The organism is Agarivorans litoreus (genome assembly GCF_019649015.1).
GTDB classification, from domain to species: domain Bacteria; phylum Pseudomonadota; class Gammaproteobacteria; order Enterobacterales; family Celerinatantimonadaceae; genus Agarivorans; species Agarivorans litoreus.
On sequence record NZ_BLPI01000001.1, the window covers coordinates 2,325,899 to 2,342,826 of the forward strand.

At 46.2% G+C, this 16,928-nt stretch carries 17 protein-coding genes; 9 read left to right on the forward strand and 8 right to left on the reverse strand.

What is annotated here, in order from left to right; translation table 11 throughout:
- Positions 1 to 81: 81 nt before the first annotated feature.
- From K5L93_RS10815 to K5L93_RS10830, 4 genes are read left to right on the forward strand one after another with little or no spacing between them, the layout of a single operon-like run.
- The gene (locus tag K5L93_RS10815) at positions 82 to 789 is read left to right on the forward strand and encodes a ZrgA family zinc uptake protein (protein ID WP_220719854.1); all 708 of its coding nucleotides are present in this window, start codon (positions 82 to 84) and stop codon (positions 787 to 789) included.
- 1 nt (position 790) lies between these two features.
- Complete coding sequence (locus tag K5L93_RS10820; protein WP_016400102.1) at positions 791 to 1,507, forward strand: ABC transporter ATP-binding protein; 717 nt, start codon at positions 791 to 793, stop codon at positions 1,505 to 1,507.
- Positions 1,494 to 2,720, forward strand: coding sequence for an ABC transporter permease (locus tag K5L93_RS10825; RefSeq protein WP_220719855.1), 1,227 nt, complete (start codon positions 1,494 to 1,496; stop codon positions 2,718 to 2,720). Before K5L93_RS10820 ends, K5L93_RS10825 begins: the two co-directional genes overlap by 14 nt.
- An 11-nt stretch (positions 2,721 to 2,731) precedes the next feature.
- Positions 2,732 to 3,211: a DUF3299 domain-containing protein gene (locus K5L93_RS10830; RefSeq protein WP_016400100.1), complete on the forward strand. Its 480-nt coding sequence runs from the start codon at positions 2,732 to 2,734 to the stop codon at positions 3,209 to 3,211.
- On the opposite strand, the gene K5L93_RS10835 is transcribed toward K5L93_RS10830, so the two are convergent.
- Both K5L93_RS10835 and K5L93_RS10840 read right to left on the reverse strand, forming a co-directional pair.
- Positions 3,208 to 3,453, reverse strand: a complete 246-nt coding sequence (locus K5L93_RS10835; RefSeq protein WP_016400099.1) for a DUF6868 family protein — start codon at positions 3,451 to 3,453, stop codon at positions 3,208 to 3,210. The two genes, K5L93_RS10830 and K5L93_RS10835, sit on opposite strands and share 4 nt — an antisense overlap.
- Before the next feature lie 89 nt (positions 3,454 to 3,542).
- Entirely contained in the window at positions 3,543 to 4,520 is a 978-nt protein-coding gene (locus K5L93_RS10840; RefSeq protein ID WP_220719856.1) for a DUF2914 domain-containing protein, read from the reverse strand.
- A gap of 335 nt (positions 4,521 to 4,855) precedes the next feature.
- Here K5L93_RS10840 and K5L93_RS10845 point away from each other — a divergent pair, with 335 nt between their 5' ends.
- Both K5L93_RS10845 and K5L93_RS10850 read left to right on the forward strand, forming a co-directional pair.
- Positions 4,856 to 5,593 carry a gamma-glutamyl-gamma-aminobutyrate hydrolase family protein gene (locus K5L93_RS10845; protein WP_220719857.1) on the forward strand — a complete coding sequence of 246 codons (738 nt, stop codon included), beginning with the start codon at positions 4,856 to 4,858 and terminating at the stop codon, positions 5,591 to 5,593.
- Between the two features lie 35 nt (positions 5,594 to 5,628).
- The gene (locus tag K5L93_RS10850; RefSeq protein WP_220719858.1) at positions 5,629 to 6,906 is read left to right on the forward strand and encodes an NAD(P)/FAD-dependent oxidoreductase; all 1,278 of its coding nucleotides are present in this window, start codon (positions 5,629 to 5,631) and stop codon (positions 6,904 to 6,906) included.
- A 6-nt stretch (positions 6,907 to 6,912) separates the two neighbouring features.
- Here K5L93_RS10850 and K5L93_RS10855 read toward each other — a convergent pair whose 3' ends face one another.
- On the reverse strand, positions 6,913 to 7,914 hold the full coding sequence (locus K5L93_RS10855; RefSeq protein WP_220719859.1) for a LacI family DNA-binding transcriptional regulator: 1,002 nt from the start codon (positions 7,912 to 7,914) through the stop codon (positions 6,913 to 6,915).
- A 320-nt stretch (positions 7,915 to 8,234) separates the two neighbouring features.
- Here K5L93_RS10855 and hemB point away from each other — a divergent pair, with 320 nt between their 5' ends.
- Together hemB and K5L93_RS10865 are read left to right on the forward strand one after the other, a co-directional pair.
- Complete coding sequence (hemB, locus tag K5L93_RS10860) at positions 8,235 to 9,227, forward strand: porphobilinogen synthase (protein ID WP_220721506.1); 993 nt, start codon at positions 8,235 to 8,237, stop codon at positions 9,225 to 9,227.
- 49 nt (positions 9,228 to 9,276) lie between these two features.
- Positions 9,277 to 10,584 (forward strand): YfiM family lipoprotein, encoded by a 1,308-nt coding sequence (locus tag K5L93_RS10865; protein ID WP_220719860.1) that lies wholly within the window; start codon positions 9,277 to 9,279, stop codon positions 10,582 to 10,584.
- Here K5L93_RS10865 and K5L93_RS10870 read toward each other — a convergent pair.
- The 4 genes from K5L93_RS10870 to purE all read right to left on the reverse strand — a co-directional run bounded on the left by K5L93_RS10870 (position 10,570) and on the right by purE (position 14,316).
- Positions 10,570 to 11,469: a DMT family transporter gene (locus K5L93_RS10870; protein WP_220719861.1), complete on the reverse strand. Its 900-nt coding sequence runs from the start codon at positions 11,467 to 11,469 to the stop codon at positions 10,570 to 10,572. The genes K5L93_RS10865 and K5L93_RS10870 overlap by 15 nt on opposite strands.
- A 52-nt stretch (positions 11,470 to 11,521) precedes the next feature.
- On the reverse strand, positions 11,522 to 12,595 hold the full coding sequence (locus tag K5L93_RS10875) for a GGDEF domain-containing protein (RefSeq protein WP_220719862.1): 1,074 nt from the start codon (positions 12,593 to 12,595) through the stop codon (positions 11,522 to 11,524).
- Between the two features lie 135 nt (positions 12,596 to 12,730).
- Entirely contained in the window at positions 12,731 to 13,807 is a 1,077-nt protein-coding gene (purK, locus tag K5L93_RS10880; protein WP_246615036.1) for a 5-(carboxyamino)imidazole ribonucleotide synthase, read from the reverse strand.
- Positions 13,808 to 13,818: 11 nt separating this feature from the next.
- The gene (gene purE, locus K5L93_RS10885; protein ID WP_220719864.1) at positions 13,819 to 14,316 is read right to left on the reverse strand and encodes a 5-(carboxyamino)imidazole ribonucleotide mutase; all 498 of its coding nucleotides are present in this window, start codon (positions 14,314 to 14,316) and stop codon (positions 13,819 to 13,821) included.
- A gap of 307 nt (positions 14,317 to 14,623) precedes the next feature.
- On the opposite strand from purE, the gene K5L93_RS10890 reads away from it, so the two are divergent.
- Positions 14,624 to 15,418, forward strand: coding sequence for a transporter substrate-binding domain-containing protein (locus tag K5L93_RS10890; RefSeq protein WP_220719865.1), 795 nt, complete (start codon positions 14,624 to 14,626; stop codon positions 15,416 to 15,418).
- A gap of 3 nt (positions 15,419 to 15,421) precedes the next feature.
- Here K5L93_RS10890 and gppA read toward each other — a convergent pair whose 3' ends face one another.
- Positions 15,422 to 16,909 carry a guanosine-5'-triphosphate,3'-diphosphate diphosphatase gene (gppA, locus tag K5L93_RS10895; protein WP_220719866.1) on the reverse strand — a complete coding sequence of 496 codons (1,488 nt, stop codon included), beginning with the start codon at positions 16,907 to 16,909 and terminating at the stop codon, positions 15,422 to 15,424.
- Positions 16,910 to 16,928: the final 19 nt, after the last annotated feature.

Below are 16,928 nucleotides of genomic sequence, written 5' to 3' on the forward strand. Positions count from 1 at the left end.
GCTCCTTGCTGTTAGCCAGTTTAGTTAGATTGGTATTGATTGATTTAGTCACTTACTTTTTAAAAATCATGGATACTTATAATGAAGTTAACGCCTATATATGCGGCCGCCTTTGGCCTGTTTTCTTGCGCAGCTAGCGCCCAGTCTGCTCACCAACATGGTGTTGCCGAGCTCTTTTTTGCCGCCAGTGGTGAAGAGCTAGAGATTGAAATCCATTCTCCGGCCGATAATTTTCTTGGTTTTGAGCATGCACCAGTAAACGAGCTACAGCACAAGATATTGGACGACGCAAAAAGCCAAGTTGCGCAGGCTATGAGTTTGTTTAGCTTTGCCGGTGGCGAATGTGAGCTTGAAGAAGTTACTCAGCATTGGGGAAGCTTAGACCAAGCGGATGCAGAGCATGAAGACCACGACCACGCTGCACACGACGAGCACGACGAGCACAAAGGGCATGACGATCATGACCATGCTGCGCACGATGAGCACAAAGACCATGACGATCATGACCATGCTGCGCACGACGAGCACAAAGGTCACGACGATCATGACCACGCAGCACACGATGAGCACAAAGGGCATGACGATCATGACCACGCTGCTCACGCTAGCCACGAGGACGTGCGCTTAACTTACCACTTCCACTGTCATCACTTAGATGAACTGAAAAGCTTCGACCTAGAGCTGTTTAAGCTTTTCCCTCGTATGGAAAAAATCCAAGTACAAGGTGCTAGTGAGCGTGGCCAAGTAGCGTTTGATGTTACGCCAGCGCAGAACAAGGTGAACTTATAATATGAGCCAGTCTGCTTCTCTATTAGCCCTAGAAGAAGTGGTATTTGCGTGGCCGGGTGAAACACACCCGGCCATTCATATTCCTCATTTAACTATTGCTGCGGCTAGCCATACCTTTATTCATGGGCCAAGCGGCTGTGGTAAATCTACACTACTCAGCTTGATTGCTGGGGTGATTAGCCCGCAACAGGGCAAGTTAAGCTTTATGGGGCAAGATTGTGCCAGCTTAAAAGCAGCGCAACGTGACCAACTGCGAGCCGATCATATTGGCTACGTATTTCAGCAGTTCAACCTGTTGCCTTACTTGTCGGTACTCGAGAATGTCGCTTTGGCTTGTCAGTTCTCTAAGTTACGTCGGCAGCGAGCTTTAAGCCGCTCGTCGTCGGTATTGGATGAAGCGCGTCGATTATTATCGCATCTGCAGTTGCCTGATAAGCAGCTTAATCAGCCAGTTGGCCAGTTGAGCATTGGCCAACAACAGCGGGTGGCTGCGGCTCGCGCAATGATCGGCTCTCCAGAGTTAATTATTGCCGATGAACCCACCTCAGCGTTGGATAAAACCAATCGCGAACATTTTATGAACCTGTTGATGTCTGAGTTAGAGCACTGTGATAGCAGCTTGTTATTGGTGAGTCACGACCAAGAGCTAGCTAATCGTTTCCATCAGGTGGTTGATTTGCCAGCACTTAATTTGGGAGGTCAACATGAGCTTGCTTAAATTGGCTTGGCATAGTTTGTGGGCAAGGCGTGGTACCGCATTACTTAGTTTATTGACCATCGCCCTTAGTGTGGCCCTTTTACTAGGTGTGGAAAATCTACGTACTCAAGCTAAATCGAGTTTTGCCTCAACCATTTCTGGCACCGATTTAATTGTAGGTGCGCGCAGTGGCCCTACTCAATTACTGCTTTATTCGGTATTTCGCATTGGTAATGCCACCAATAATATTAGCTGGGACAGTTACCAAGAAATTGCAGGTCAGTCGTCGGTAAAATGGTCGATTCCTATTTCCTTGGGGGATTCGCATCGCGGCTATCGCGTAATGGGCACCACCAATAGCTTTTTTGAGCACTATCAATATGCCAATAAACAAGCTTTAGAGTTTGCCGAAGGCCAGCAGCTAAACGATACCTTTGAAGTAGTATTAGGTGCCGAAGTTGCCCGCAAGTTGGGTTATAAACTGGGTGACAAAATTGTAGTGGCGCACGGAATTGCAGCAGTAAGTTTTGTTAATCATGACCAGTTCCCTTTCGTAGTGAGCGGTATTCTAAAAGCTACGGGCACGCCGGTTGATAGAACAGTGATTACCTCGCTCGCCGGCATCGAAGCCATTCACTTACCGCCACAAGCTCTACCATTTAGTGAAGCGCAGCTTACGCCTTCAAGCATTACCGCAATGATGCTGGGCACACAATCACGCTTACAAATTTTTAATTTGCAGCGGCAGATTAATCAATACAAAAATGAAGCGCTGTTAGCGATTTTGCCAGGCGTGGCTTTGCAAGAACTGTGGGGCATTTTAAGCATTGCCGAAAGTGCTTTGTTAGCGGTATCCATTTGTGTGGTTATCACTGGCTTAATGAGCATGTTAAGCACCTTGATGGTGAGCTTAAAAGAACGCCGTAGAGAGATGGCAATTTTGCGCTCGGTAGGGGCTAAACCGCGACATATCTTTGGTTTGTTACTCATTGAAGCCTTGTTATTGAGTGCGTTAGGCGCTTTGCTTGGCTTAGCCAGCATGTATCTAATTTTGGGGGCAGCGAAACCGATACTGCTTAATCAGTTTGGTTTCTATTTAGTGTTAAACTGGCCTACGGTAGAGCAATGCTACTTATTGTTGGCCGTAGTTGTGGTGGGCTTTTTTGCTGGCGTACTACCTGCTTGGCGCGCTTATCGTTATTCGCTTAGCGATGGCATGAGCATAAAAATTTAGTAAGGGTAAACATGAAACTAGCTTATTACGTAGTGGGTTTATTGCTGGTTAGCATGAACCTACAGGCCAATGGCGTAGACGTTTGGAACGAGTTGCTGCCAGAAAATGAACGCAACATGCCGATGCCTGAAATTGATCACAACATACCGCTGGACCAAGCCGGTCAGCAAAATCTTAATGTGAGTGTAAATAAAGAGTTGGACGGCAAGCCAATCCGTATTCCGGGCTTTGTAGTGCCGCTGGATACCGAAGGGGAGTTGGTGAAGGAGTTTCTATTGGTGCCGTACTTTGGCGCTTGTTTGCATTATCCGCCACCACCGCCAAACCAAATTGTTTATGTTACTCACTCAAAAGGTTTACAGCTAGAAGACTTATGGGAACCTGTTTGGGTTGAAGGAACCATCAATACTCAAGTTCAAACTGTTGAAGGGGTAGCCACCGCTGGCTATTCAATCAGCGAACCTGAGTCGATCGTGTTGTATACCGATTAATCTAACACAATACCTAGGGCAATATATGGCACTACGTAAAACGCAATAATAGCGGTTTTATACAGTGCCAAGCCTAGGTAATGAAAGCGGTCAAACTTCTCTACGCTAAGGTTGAACCATTTAGAGTGCAGTTTGTAGGTCCAGTCGTGAGCTAGGGTTAAAAAAGCAAACCAATACAGCAATACCGCAATATTGATAATGGCTCCCCAGCCTAACGCGCTGCGAATTAACTCAAGTTCCATAATGTCACCTGCATATCTTTAATTATTTGAAAGCAACTAAGCCACTTAATCAATTTACCATTGCTTAGTGTCACTGCAAGCCTATTGGCTTATTCCACAGTAAAGTTTTGTTCAAAAATGCGTACTTGCTGTTGATTGTATATCGCTACTTGCCAGTCACCGCGACTGTTTAAGTCAAAACGCTTACTGGCATTGGTACGCCAACGTGGCCCCCCGATGTTTAAGTTTACCGAAGCTTGAAGTTGCTGTTGGCGATACCAGTTTACTTGAATGCTTTGGCCTTGCATCTCACGCAACTCCATAAACAAGTAAACCTGTTGAATTTTACTGAGCTCAACCCGAGTTAAATTATCCACTGGCTCTCGTTGGCTAATGGCAGAACTTAGCTGGGCTCGAGCGACTTGGCTCGATGTTTTATTGGTTTGCTGCTCCTTATCAATATTTTCGGCCGCAATAGCCTCTTCATTGGTAGATGGTTCTATTTTGCTTGCTGCCGGGTCTACGACAACATTAGCTTGAGCGGCAGGTGTGCTTATTTGCTCGTTAGTAAGCTCTGCTTGTTCTGAAGTGCTAGGCATGGTGCTGGTTAAGTGATCAGCTTGTTGCTTAGCTTGTGCAGTATCGGTGTTCGGCTGAGCTTGGTGTGTGTTTGAAGTGTTTTTTGCTGCAGCGGCTAGCGGCTCATTAACTGCCTGTTCCGTTATTGAGGGCTGCAGCGGTTGTGCTTCTGCAACCGCTATAGGCGAACTTTCAGCTGCAATCTCTTCAGTCTTTTCGGCATTAGCTTGCTCAGATGAGGCTTCTAAAGCTGGTAATTCTGTCTGATAGGAATTGCTCTCAACTTGGCTGCTTTGTTGGTTTGTGGTGGCATTCAACTCGGCTGTAGGTTCTGCTTTAGCTGGCCACATTAAATGCAGCAAAGCGAATATAACTAAGGCAAGCACCATCAATGCGGCAAAAACTTTGCGTAAGTCAAAGGGGGGCTTTGGCGCGGGAATTTTATCCAAAGTCACCGCTTGGTCTGCGGATGAATTGAAATGTAACTTGATGCTTAGTTGCTCTGCCATGACTGAGGATTTGCCCCATACTCCAATTAAAACTGCTGGGCGATTTTACCGATTATGCGCCATCGCTGCCATTGATTTACCTTAAATCTGGTCGTTGCTGTTGTGTGCTTGCGCTATGTCTTCCGTCTACTGTTTAGTAAAAGCGTTCATCACTAGTTAGCTTTAGGCTGAAAACTCAGCATTTCGTCTTAAAATTTGTTTTATCTTCGGAATTATCTAGGTTTTATGGGGCGACTCTAAATAACGGGTGTTAAATATATTTTACATTTTGTCTTTTGTGTGCCAATTTAGCTTTAATCAAATTTGCTAAATTTTGACGAGGTTTTGCAGAGGATATGGAACATAAACAAGCTCTCATTGGCGTTATAAGCTGCCATAAACCGCAAGGTTTATATCAGGTGCAAAGTGTTAATGAGTTTTACTTAAACGCTTTGGAAAGCTATAACGCAGCCCCGGTATTACTGACACACCAGCTAAAAGGGAGTAGTTTGCAACGGGTATTGGATGGCCTAGATGGAGTATTATTTACCGGTAGCCATTCTAATGTGCACCCTGAGTTATATGGCGCTAAGCATTTAGAGCCGCGCTTAGATCGAGGGCGCGATAGCTTGGCATTCTCTATTGTTGAATATTCTAAACAGCATGGCTTACCTGTTTTGGGAATTTGTCGCGGTTTTCAGGAGATGAATGTCGCCCTAGGTGGCAGCCTACATCACAAAGTCTATCAACTTGGTGGTTGTGTAGAGCACCGAGAACCCGATACCGAAGACTTCACTAAAAAGTATGCTGATCAGCACTCGTTGCAGCTTGCTAAAGACAGTTGGCTGGGCGATTGGTTAGATAGTGATACGATTCAGGTTAACTCCTTACATAACCAAGGCATTAATCGACTAGCTGAATCTTTGTTGGTCGAGGCGCAAGCAGAGGATGGTTTGGTAGAAGCGTTTCGGCTTGCTGAACACCCATTTTTCTATGCTGTGCAATGGCATCCCGAGTGGCGAGCCAGCGAAAATAAGGTATCACAAGCCATTTTTAGCCAATTTGTGGCAGCAGCAAAACGCCGTGCTGCGTAGCAGTTACTAGGGTCAACAGATCATTGGAGAGCACCATGCAACAACACACTTCGTCTTATTACGCTGCCAGCACAAATAACCAACGAGAGTTTCCTCAGTTAAATCAAGATATTCGTTGTGATGTTTGCATTATTGGTGCTGGTTTTAGTGGTCTGTCTTCGGCCTTGCACCTCGCCGAGAAAGGTTTCCATGTGGTGGTGTTAGAGAGTGCTAAGGTGGGCTTTGGCGCAACTGGACGTAATGGCGGACAAGTGGTTAACAGTTATAGTCGCGACGTGGACGTGATTGAGCAGCGCTATGACAAAAATACCGCCCAAGCCTTGAATGAAATGATCTTTGAGGGCGGAGAAATCATCCGTTCTCGCATCGCCCAATATAATATTGAGTGTGACTACCAAGCCGGTGGCGTTTTTGCTGCCAACAACCCTAAGCAGTTTAAAGGCCTACAGGAGCAAAAAGCCAATTGGGAGCGCTTTGGCAATCACCAATTGCAATTGTTAGATAAAGCGGAGTTAGAACAAATAGTAGGCACCACTGCCTACCAAGGTGGCTTATTGGACATGCAAGGTGGGCATATTCATCCGCTTAATCTTGCTCTAGGTGAAGCCGAAGCAGTACTTGGTTTAGGTGGTGAGATTTATGAGCAATCGGCAGTGCTAAACTACCAAGCAGGAGAGCCAGCTAAAGTTACTACCGAACATGGCAGCGTTACGGCCAGCTATCTATTGTTTGCCGGAAATGCCTACTTGGGTGAGCTTGAGCCAAAGCTGAGCGATAAGGCGATACGCTGCGGCACTCAAGTAATAGCCACTGAGCCTTTAAGTGATGAGCTGTGTCAGCAACTACTACCAAAAAATTACTGTGTGGAAGATTGTAACTACTTACTTGATTACTATCGGTTGACCGCAGATAAACGTTTATTGTTTGGTGGAGGAGTGGTTTATGGCGCTAAGCCTTTGGCTTCCATAGAAAAGCAAATCAGGCCTAAATTCGAAGCCTTGTTCCCTCAACTAAAAGGGACCGCGATTGATTACGCATGGACCGGAAACTTCTTGCTTACCTACTCGAGAATGCCTCAGTTTGGTAGGCTCGATAGCAACATTTATTACTTGCAGGGATACAGCGGCCATGGCTTAACCTGTACTCATTTGGCCGGTAAGCTGTTAGCCGAAGTGCTTAGTGACCAAGCGCAGCGTTTTGATGTATTTGCTTCGCTTAATCACTATCGTTTTCCGGGAGGGCGGCATTTACAGGTGCCATTCACCGCACTGGGTGCGGTGTATTACAACCTGCGAGACAAACTGGGTATTTAAGCTGGCTTAGTCTTTAGGTTGGCTTACCGAATCGCGTTTTACCAGCGTAGGCACGTATTTATGAATAGGTGCAACACTTTCGCCACTGGCTAACGCTAAAGACATCTCAGCAGCTTCCATCGCCATCATCTCAATAGGGTAACGCATAGTGGTGAGTTTTGGGCGCAAGTAGCGAGAGAGTAATACGTCATCAAAGCCTATTACCGATACATCTTCGGGTACTCGATAGCCGTTGTCGCAAAGCACGGTGATAGCGCCTGATGCCATGGAGTCGTTGTAAACAATTAAGGCGGTAAAATCTAAGCCGCGCGCTAATAGGTTTTGCGCCGCAATCTCACCGCCAATTTCATTAGGATCAGATGAGGCAATGGCATGTTCAGCTAAGGGCATGCCTTTTTCACTCAATACCGACTTAACACCTTCCAAACGCAAGCGTGGATCTTCGATGTCGTAGCTACTCGTTATGCAGGCAATATTTTTGTGGCCTAATGATAACAAGTGACGAGCGGCTGCTTCTCCGCCGGCTTGGTTGTCTAACCATACGCAGCGGTGAGCAATTTCAGGAATATAACGGTTAATTAGCACCATGGCAGGTACGGCTTCTGCGTAGTCAATTAAGGCTTGATTGCTTAAGGCTTTAGAGTGCACCACCAAGGCCTGACAACGCTGTTCTAAAAGGGTTTCAATGGCGCGCTTTTCACTTTCTGCACTGACTAAGCCGTTACTGATCAACAACTGGATATTGTTGTTGCGGGTTACTTTTTCTACCCCGCCAGCTAGCGTGGCAAAAAATGGGTCTGTTAGCTCACTAAACACTAAACCTAAAGTAGGGTTGGTTTGGGTAACCAGAGCCCGGGCATTGGCGTTAGGCCGGTAGCCTAGCTCTAACATCACCTTTTTTACAAGGTCGCGGTTTTTGGCACTTACTTTGGGGCCATTATTGACCACCCGAGATACGGTGGCGACAGAAACACCGGCGGCAGCTGCTACGTCTTTAATTGTGGCCATTTATACTCCAAGAAAACGGTTTTGCTTGTGACTAAGTTGAAAACACTAGCTATAAGATGTGCTGGCGTCACGACCAGTGACTAGGCGATGTAGTATCTATAATTTAACAAATGTAAATCAAATGTGGAAACGTTTTCCTTTGAACGCGGGTGTAATCACATATTATCTATGCTTTTTTGCTGTGGTAGCAGGCTTTGAGCTGTGCTGAAACTGTTAAGAAAAACTGTTACATACACTTGCTCGCTAAGCATTAGCCGCTTAAAGTAGCGCTAGATGCTAACAGCAACATAATTAAGGAGCGCTGAGTGAGCGTATCAAGAATGTTCCCTGCCACCCGCATGCGTCGAATTCGCCGTCATGATTTCTCTCGTCGCCTAGCCAGTGAAAACCAGTTAAGTGTTGATGATTTGATTTACCCAATGTTTGTGATTGAAGGGGAAAACCAAACAGAAACAGTTGCGTCCATGCCTGGTGTAAAGCGTTTTAGCATCGATCTGCTGTTAAAAGAAGCTGAGCAATTAGTGGCCTTAGGTGTGCCGATGATTGCCCTGTTCCCGGTAACGCCGCTTGAGCAAAAGTCACTGTTGGCTGAGCAAGCCTATGCCGATGATGCCCTAGCGCAACGAGCGGTGCGCGCACTTAAACAAGCGTTGCCTGAGCTTGGAGTGATGACCGATGTGGCATTGGATCCGTTCACCACTCATGGCCAAGACGGCATTATCGATGATGACGGTTATGTGCAAAACGATATAACCACCGAGATTCTGGTTAAACAAGCCTTATCTCACGCCGCCGCAGGGGCTGATGTTGTTGCGCCATCGGATATGATGGACGGCAGAATTGCCGCAATTCGAGACGCGCTAGAAGAAGCGGGTTATCACAACACCATGATTATGGCTTATTCAGCCAAATATGCCTCTAGTTACTACGGACCATTCCGCGATGCTGTGGGGAGTTCTGGTAACCTAAAAGGTGGCAATAAAAAGACTTACCAAATGGACCCTGCCAATGGTCAAGAAGCACTACACGAAGTGGCTTTAGATATTGAAGAAGGCGCCGACATGGTAATGGTAAAACCAGGTATGCCCTATTTAGATGTGGTTCGCCAAGTTAAAGATGCCTTTGCGGTGCCTACCTTTGCTTACCAAGTAAGTGGCGAGTATGCGATGCATAAAGCCGCTATTGAGAATGGCTGGTTAGCCGAGCGCCCAGTAGTGCTTGAATCTTTACTTGCCTTTAAACGTGCCGGTGCCGATGGCATTTTAACTTACTTCGCTAAAGACGTAGCGCAGTGGTTAGCCGAATCTAAATAAAACCTTATTAGGTAGTTGCTAAGCCCCCATCGAGGGGCTTTATTGTAATATGAAGAAAATACTGTTTGCTCTACTCAGCCTTAGTTTATTGCTTGCTCTGGCGGTATTAATCGCCTTTGCGTTGATGGTATCTAAGCAAGCTGCTGTGCTCACTCCTCCTTCGGTGAGTGCTCGGCAAGTGGCCGATGCTAAACACTGGCTTAAACAAAACTTGCAGCTTTTTCGTGGCGGGCAGCAATCGGTTGATATTCAACTTAGCCAACAGCAGTTAGATGGCTTGTTAGCTTTATCTTCCACAGCTTTTAGTGGCTTAGATGCTGAAGTTGCGTTTGCCGAATCTGAGTTACGCCTGCGTGGCAGCATCGCCTTGCCTGAGGGCATTTATGAGGGCTTTATAAATAGTGAAATTAGTTTACATTCCTCAACTCAAGGCTTGCAGTTTGGTCAATGGAAGATAGGCCAACTAAGTTTACCGGGCAGCATGGCGCAACATATAGCGCTGCGCTTGGCAGCGCGTTTGTTCCCAGAGTTACAAGCCGATGAGCTATTGGCTAGCATTAAAGCAGTAGACGTTAGCCAGCAGCAGGTGCAGTTTAAGGTTGAGCCAGTAGAGGATTTAGGTTTAAAAGTCGCTGGTGCTTATAAGAACCTCAATCAGTTGAAAGATCCGCAGCTAGCCAGCTTACCAGTGGCGATTTACTACCAAAAGCTAAGCCAGTTAAGAAAGCAGTATGGCGAACAGCAAGCAATCTCTTTATATGACTATCTGTACCCGCTGAGCTTTGATGTGGCAATGCGTGGTGAGCAAAGCGATGTTCTACAAGAGCAACAGGCCTTAGTGTGGGCGATGGCGATTTTCTTTAGCCAAGGTACATTTCAAAAAGTGATGGCGCAACGTTTTGCTGATGACCTGACCCTAGAAGCCGCTCCAAACAACGTGACCCTTGCAGGGCGCAGAGACTTACTACTGCACTTTGTCTACTCGGCGGGCTTGAGCATGGCTGCAGAGCAAGGTTTTAGTGCCTCTATTGGTGAGTTTAAAGAGCTATTTGATTCTTTAGAGGGCGGCAGTGGTTTTAGTTTTGCCGATTTAGCGGCTGATCGCACTGGCATTGAGTTTGCCGAATCGGCGAAGAATCTCGATAAAGCGGAAATGTTTTTGACTGCGATGCGCTCTGCACGCTCTGAACAGGCCTTTTTCCCACGAATAGATGATTTAGCCGAAGGCATTAGTGAGCAAAGTTTCGCCCAAGTCTATGGCTCAACTGATTCTGAGCTGTATCAGCAAAAGGTATTTTTTATCGATCAGCGCATTGCTCATTTACCGGTTTTCTCACCAGCCCTAGCCAAAGATTAACAATGCGCTGCCCAATATACATAAACTTGCGCTAGCCCAGGCCGAGCGTGTGGGCGCTTGTTTGGTGACTATCCATAGCAGTGGCAGCACCAATACCGGTGAAGTTGATGATAACAGGGCAACCACTGATACATCGCCATATCGTAGGGCAAACAGCATTAATGTCATTCCTACTGCCATGGCTAAAAAGCCGTTGGCGGCGACCATAACAAATAGTTTTGAGTTAATTGGCTTAAGTGTTCGCGCAAGTTTGTAACCGCTTAGCCATAACAAAAAGTGGGCAGAAAAAGCACTTAGCATTCGTAATGCCGAGCCCGCGACTGGGTCAATAGCACTGTATTCTGGGGCGCTCATCAGCGGTTTTAACATTACAGTTCCAAGGCTTTGGCAGAGCGCGGCCGTTAACCCCAAAGCGACTGCTATGCTGACTGAGCCGCTAATCTTTTCCCAGCTGTGCTGTTCACTACGGTGACCAAAACTAACAGCTAATATCACACCTAAGAACAAACAGGCGGCGCCCAGTAGCGGCCAACCAAGTAAATCTTCATTAAATAGCCATACCCCTAAAAAGGCAGAGAAAGCGGCGTGACAGGCAAATAACAAGCTGGCGCGGCGGGGCCCTAGACGGTTCATGCAGGCAAACAAGGCGGTGTCACCAACAAATACGCCAATAAAGCCCGATAAAGCAAACAACCCCGCTTGCGATAGGCTAATCATTTGCCATTGGTTATTGTATAAAGCGGCACTAAGCAGCATTAGGCTCACTAAACCCATGCGCCAACGGCTATAGGCAAAAGCGCCCATCACTCGGCTAGGGGTTACTGAGATTAAGCTGGTGCAGGCCCAAAGCGCAGCGGCCAGCAAGGCTAACCATTCATAACTCAATCTATGCTCCTAAAACGCAATAAGAGAGGGCTAAGTGAAACGCTGAGTTAACTTAGGCGGAGACCGCTTGGCTTGGCTGTGCCCAAGTGGTGACAAAGGTATTGCGACCTTTGCGCTTGGCAGCATACATGGCATTGTCGGCGTCAATCAACAAACGGGACAAATCTTTTCTTTGGGTTTCAAAGGCAATGCCCATGCTAATGCTAATGGCGAGGTGTTGGCCGTTCACCGAGCAAGGTTTTTCGGCAACTTGTTGGACAATGATATTGGCTAAGTCTTGCGCATGTTGGCGCTGGCAATTGGCCCACAATATACAAAATTCATCACCACCAAATCGGGCAAACATTGCCTCTTCAGGGAGTTGTTGTTTAACACAGGCCACAACATGCTTTAGCGCATCATCACCAGTGTGATGGCCGTATTGGTCATTAATCTGTTTAAATTTGTCTATATCAAACAGCATCACTGCCATGCTTAATACCGACTCACATTGAGTATCAAGCTGGCGCTCTAGCTCTCGGCGATTCAAGATGTTGGTGAGCGGATCGATGCGCGCTTGCTCTGCAAGGTGGCGATGAGCGCGCTGAGTATCGATAGAAAACAGCTTGGCCACAATACTTAATAGAATGGCGCAGTTAATGAAAACTAACGCCATTAAGCTTTGCTTTTGTTCTATATTACTCGGAAACATCGGTGCGCAGGGCCAATAAAATACCGCTAAAAAAGCCACACTTATTAGCGCTAAAATGGCATTGCGTGTAGAAGGCCTATCTTGCCATAACAAAAATGCTACTGGGTAAATCACGATAAGGTGGAAGAAAATCAGTGATTCAACACCAAACCAACGGGTAGAGGCAAAGGTAATATCCAGCACAAATACCACTAACATCCATGCTCTAGCTAAATCATTTTGATTTAGCCAGTTTAGAAAGATGGTGACGGTGTAAGCAAGTACCACTAGGCTATTAATTACCCAAAACTCGGCAACAGTAATCTTGTATTCAAGCGCTTGAGCAATAACATTTAGGATCAGCAAAGGTATACCTATAACCACAAATAGATTGGTCATACGAACGGCGTGACGCTTTCCTTTGCTGGTGCCTATGTTAAGTATCTTGTTGAGCAACCGTGTTCCTTACAGTTAATACTCAAATAAAAATGATTGTATACCTGAAAAACGAAAACTACTGTGAATTAGCTTCGATCGTGACTGTTTAGACGCAAGTTTGGCAATGTAACCCTGGTTACATTGCCAAGTTACTTAATCTAGGTGCTTAATTAACCACGCTATTGCGTCGGCGTATACAGGCGTCATCAGTGGTTCTAATTTCGCTAAACTTGCTAGTAATTGTGAACGCTCTGCAATGCTGATGTTGATGTGGCCAACTTTACGCCCTGGACGAACCTCTTTGCCATACCAAAATACTTCCACCCCAGGCACGCATAACCATTGATGATTATATTCAACACCAATCAGATTAAGCATCACGCTTTGGGTTTTAACTAAAGGTTGTACTAAGGGCAAATCTGCCACGGCGCGAATATGTGCCTCGAACTGACTAAGGCTAGAGCCTGCTTGAGTCCAGTGGCCGCTATTGTGTACTCGAGGTGCTATCTCGTTAATCAGTAACTTATCGCCAACTTGGAAGCATTCCATGGTCATTACACCCACGTAATCTAGCGAGTCCATTAGCTTACCGAGCATATTTTCAGCCTGGCCCTGAAGGCTCGCTTTACTGGCAACCGGTGATACCGTAGCTAATAAAATACCTTCATGATGCTGGTTAATCGCTAGTGGGTAGAATGCCGTGTCACCGTTGGCGTGGCGCATACCAATAAGTGATACTTCTTCGTCGAAGCCTATCGCTTGTTCGGCAATACAATGATCTAACCAGTCTTGTGGAATGGCACGTTGTTCAGCGTTGCCGCTAAGCTTTAACCAATGCTGGCCTTTGCCGTCGTAGCCGCCGGAGCGCTGCTTTAGCAATACTCGTTCGCCTAACTCAGCAAACAGTTGTTCTGCACTGTGTCCTTGTTTTACATCTACCCAAGGGGCGGTGGCTAAGCCTAAGCTGTCGAGCAATTTCTTTTGGCTTGCTCGGTCAGCTAGCTGAGCTAAAGCCGGGCCGTTAAGAAAGCTTGAGTGTTGAGTAAGTTGCTCGGTGGCTGGCGTTACCGGCCAGTGCTCGCGCTCAACGGTAATAATGTCGTTGGCAGCGATATCAAAGGTATCAGTTTCGTCAGTTTCTACTGGGCGAACCTCAATGTTTAATGGTTGCGCTGCGTGTTTTAGCATTGCTCCCAATTGGCCGGCGCCTAAAATCCAAATCTTATTCATGTTGCTTACCACTACTCCGCTACGCGAGGATCTGGATGGGCCAATACTGATTCAGTTTGGGCGCTGCGGAAAGCCTCGATACGCTCAGCTAGTTCTGGGTTAGTAGTAGCTAAAATCTGTGCAGCAAACAATCCCGCGTTATAAGCACCAGCAGTGCCAATGGCAAGAGTACCAACTGCTACGCCTTTTGGCATTTGGGCAATCGATAACAAGCTATCCATACCGTTTAAGGCTTTACTTTGAACTGGCACTCCAAGTACCGGTAAACGGGTTTTAGACGCCACCATGCCTGGCAAGTGAGCTGCGCCGCCGGCACCACCAATAATCACTTTGATGCCGCGGTCGGCAGCATTGGCTGAAAATTCCATTAATTTGTCGGGAGTGCGGTGAGCACTAACCACTTCAACCTCAAATTCAACGCCCAATTGTTGTAGTACTTCGGCGGCGTTTTCCATAGTTGGCCAATCACTTTTTGACCCCATGATGATGGCAACTTGTGGTTGTGGCATTGTATTCTCCTCGACTTAAATAGCACAGTGGTAACACGTTTCTGAGCGGCAACAAAATTGTTGTCTATTTGCGCGCGCAGTTTGCCAGCCTTACCCGCTAAGGTCAATATTAGCGCAGTGTTAGCCAGCAAAATCGAATTTTGTTCTAGCTGTACAGTGCTTTGTTTGGATAAAAGTTCAGGTGCTTGCTATTTTTGTGATGTTTACTGCTTAATCAATACGAATTGAGTTGATTTGGACTACTGTTAAATGAGTACAGTAGCCTATAGCTAACAATAGAATTCATTAGCCTCTAAGGAGAGAAGCAATGTGGAAACTTGTGGTTATTTTATCTCTACTCAGTGCCCCGCTAATGGCAGCCAACGTGGAGTTGCGTTTGCCTGCTTATTCCGATGATTCACACATTTTTTATCATGAACTATTAGAGCAAGCCCTGCTTGAAGCTGGGCACCAGCCGGTAATTGATGTTCCCTCCTCTAATTTACCGCAAAAGCGAGCTGAATCGATGTTGCGTAATGGGCAGCTAAGTTTAGTGTGGTTGTTGGCCTCGGCAGAACGCGATAAAGACCCAAACTTTACGCCCGTTAAAGTGGGCTTAACTAATGGCTTAATTGGTCACAGGTTGTTGTTGGTGCCGCGTTCGGAGGTTGACGCTTATCGCTTTGTAAATACACTAGAAGACTTTCAAAAGCTGAATAAAACTGGTGGTTTTGGTAAAAATTGGTTTGATGTAGATGTATGGCAAGCTAACCAGTTAAAAACCGTTGAAGTGGATGGTGAGTGGCGCCGTTTATATAAAATGGTGGCTAACCATAAACGTGGAATAGACTATTTCTCACGTGGCTTTACCGAGATCGTTAATGACTCGCTACAACATCCTTACTTAGCCATAGAACCTTACCTTATCTTGCAGTATGAGCGTGATTTTCAGTTTTACGTGAGTAATTCTCAGCCTGAATTAGCGGCCATTATTGAAGACGCTTTAAAAAAGGCTGAAGACAGTGGTTTGTTGGATAAGCTGATTGAAGAATACTGGCGAGAAGACTTTGATTTACTTAATTATCGCCGACGGGTAAAAATTGAGCTGGAAACACCTAAATAGTGCTTAACAAAGTGCCTCAATAATCTCTAAAGGGTAACCCGCTTGGCTTTGAACTTTTGCTTCTAACTCTAACTCGGCCGCCCGCAGAGGGTGTTGTTCGTTCCAGGCTGGAGGAAAGCACAGCCGCCAATCGTCTTCAGCTTGAAACACGCTGATTTTGGGTACGCTGCCTTCGGTTCTGCGCATACAAATAATAATGGCAATCCGCAATAATCTTGCCAGCACTTGCGCCTCGGGTTTTTCTAGGGCGTTTTGTTGGGCGAGTAGCGCGCTTTGCCAATCTCCGCGTTGGTTTAAAAGCAGGCAGGATACAAAGTGTTTTTGTGCGGTGCTAAAACCGGGTAAATCTGAGTGGTCAATAATATAAGCTGCATGCTGTGGGGCTTTTTTAAACTCAATATTTAACCCTACCTCGTGAAACATAGCTGCCCACCTTAATAAGCTTAAGGCTCGATTACTCAGTTGGGGTGTGATTTGTTGTGCCATCGCTAAGGCACAATTTGCCACTCGTTCGGCGTGTTGTTTGTCGATACGGTGGCGTTTCACAAAGCTTTCTACAGTGCGAGCTCTTACGCTACTGGTCTCTTTTTGGCTAAGCAGGCCGTACACCAAACCTTCGCGTAAAGCGCCGCCCGCTAATGACAGTGATTTAATTTGTAGTGTTTCAAATAGCGCAATTAAAATGGCTAAGCCAGATGCAAATACCGGTTTTCGCTCTTCGAGCAAACCTTTAATCTCAAGTTTTTCAAGTGTGCCGCAAGCAACGACTTGTTGTTGAATCGCCTTTAATTTTTGGTAGGTAATGCGCTCATCTAAACCTTGAGCTGTGATTATCTCTAATAGTGCTTGAATGGTACCAGAGGCCCCCACACTGCTTTGCCAACCTAGGCGGCGATAATCACTAAGCACAGGGTAAATCACGTCTTTGGCAGCATTTATTGCCAGCTCAAAGTTAGCTTCACTCAATTGCTCTTGAAAGAAACGCTTTAACCAAGTGACACATCCCATGTCTAGGCTATTTAGCAGCAAAGCCTCACTTTGCTCGCCCACCACTAACTCTGTGCTGGCTCCGCCAATATCAATAACCAAACGTTTACCACCGCCGCTACTGGTATGTGCTACGCCACGATAAATAATTTTGGCTTCGGTTTCTCCACTAATAATATGAATTTTGTGGTTTAGGATCTTTTCTGCTTGCTGCAGAAACTCATTGGCATTTGTCGCGCGGCGCAAAGTAGCGGTGGCTACAATTTTGATTTGAGCGTCAGGGATGTCTCGGAGTTGTTCCGCAAATAGGCTTAGACATTGCCAACCCCGTACCATGGAAGCATGGTCCAGTTTGTCGTTGGCATCTAAGCCAGCGGCTAAACGCACTTTTCTTTTCACCTTGGCAATGGTTTGCACACTTCCACTCAACTCACGCACAATTAACATGTGGAAGCTGTTAGAACCTAAATCAATGGCTGCATATAGGGGTGAAACTTTAGACACGTTGTTCCTTGATATTACT

Excerpts from the sequence above, each read along its gene's own strand:
- K5L93_RS10815 (WP_220719854.1), top strand. The coding sequence starts at position 82 with ATGAAGTTAACGCCTATATATGCGGCCGCCTTTGGCCTGTTTTCTTGC.
- K5L93_RS10820 (WP_016400102.1), top strand. The coding sequence starts at position 791 with ATGAGCCAGTCTGCTTCTCTATTAGCCCTAGAAGAAGTGGTATTTGCG.
- K5L93_RS10825 (WP_220719855.1), top strand. The coding sequence starts at position 1,494 with ATGAGCTTGCTTAAATTGGCTTGGCATAGTTTGTGGGCAAGGCGTGGT.
- K5L93_RS10830 (WP_016400100.1), top strand. The coding sequence starts at position 2,732 with ATGAAACTAGCTTATTACGTAGTGGGTTTATTGCTGGTTAGCATGAAC.
- K5L93_RS10835 (WP_016400099.1), bottom strand. The coding sequence starts at position 3,453 with ATGGAACTTGAGTTAATTCGCAGCGCGTTAGGCTGGGGAGCCATTATC.
- K5L93_RS10840 (WP_220719856.1), bottom strand. The coding sequence starts at position 4,520 with ATGGCAGAGCAACTAAGCATCAAGTTACATTTCAATTCATCCGCAGAC.
- K5L93_RS10845 (WP_220719857.1), top strand. The coding sequence starts at position 4,856 with ATGGAACATAAACAAGCTCTCATTGGCGTTATAAGCTGCCATAAACCG.
- K5L93_RS10850 (WP_220719858.1), top strand. The coding sequence starts at position 5,629 with ATGCAACAACACACTTCGTCTTATTACGCTGCCAGCACAAATAACCAA.
- K5L93_RS10855 (WP_220719859.1), bottom strand. The coding sequence starts at position 7,914 with ATGGCCACAATTAAAGACGTAGCAGCTGCCGCCGGTGTTTCTGTCGCC.
- hemB (WP_220721506.1), top strand. The coding sequence starts at position 8,235 with ATGTTCCCTGCCACCCGCATGCGTCGAATTCGCCGTCATGATTTCTCT.
- K5L93_RS10865 (WP_220719860.1), top strand. The coding sequence starts at position 9,277 with ATGAAGAAAATACTGTTTGCTCTACTCAGCCTTAGTTTATTGCTTGCT.
- purK (WP_246615036.1), bottom strand. The coding sequence starts at position 13,807 with ATGAATAAGATTTGGATTTTAGGCGCCGGCCAATTGGGAGCAATGCTA.
- purE (WP_220719864.1), bottom strand. The coding sequence starts at position 14,316 with ATGCCACAACCACAAGTTGCCATCATCATGGGGTCAAAAAGTGATTGG.
- K5L93_RS10890 (WP_220719865.1), top strand. The coding sequence starts at position 14,624 with ATGTGGAAACTTGTGGTTATTTTATCTCTACTCAGTGCCCCGCTAATG.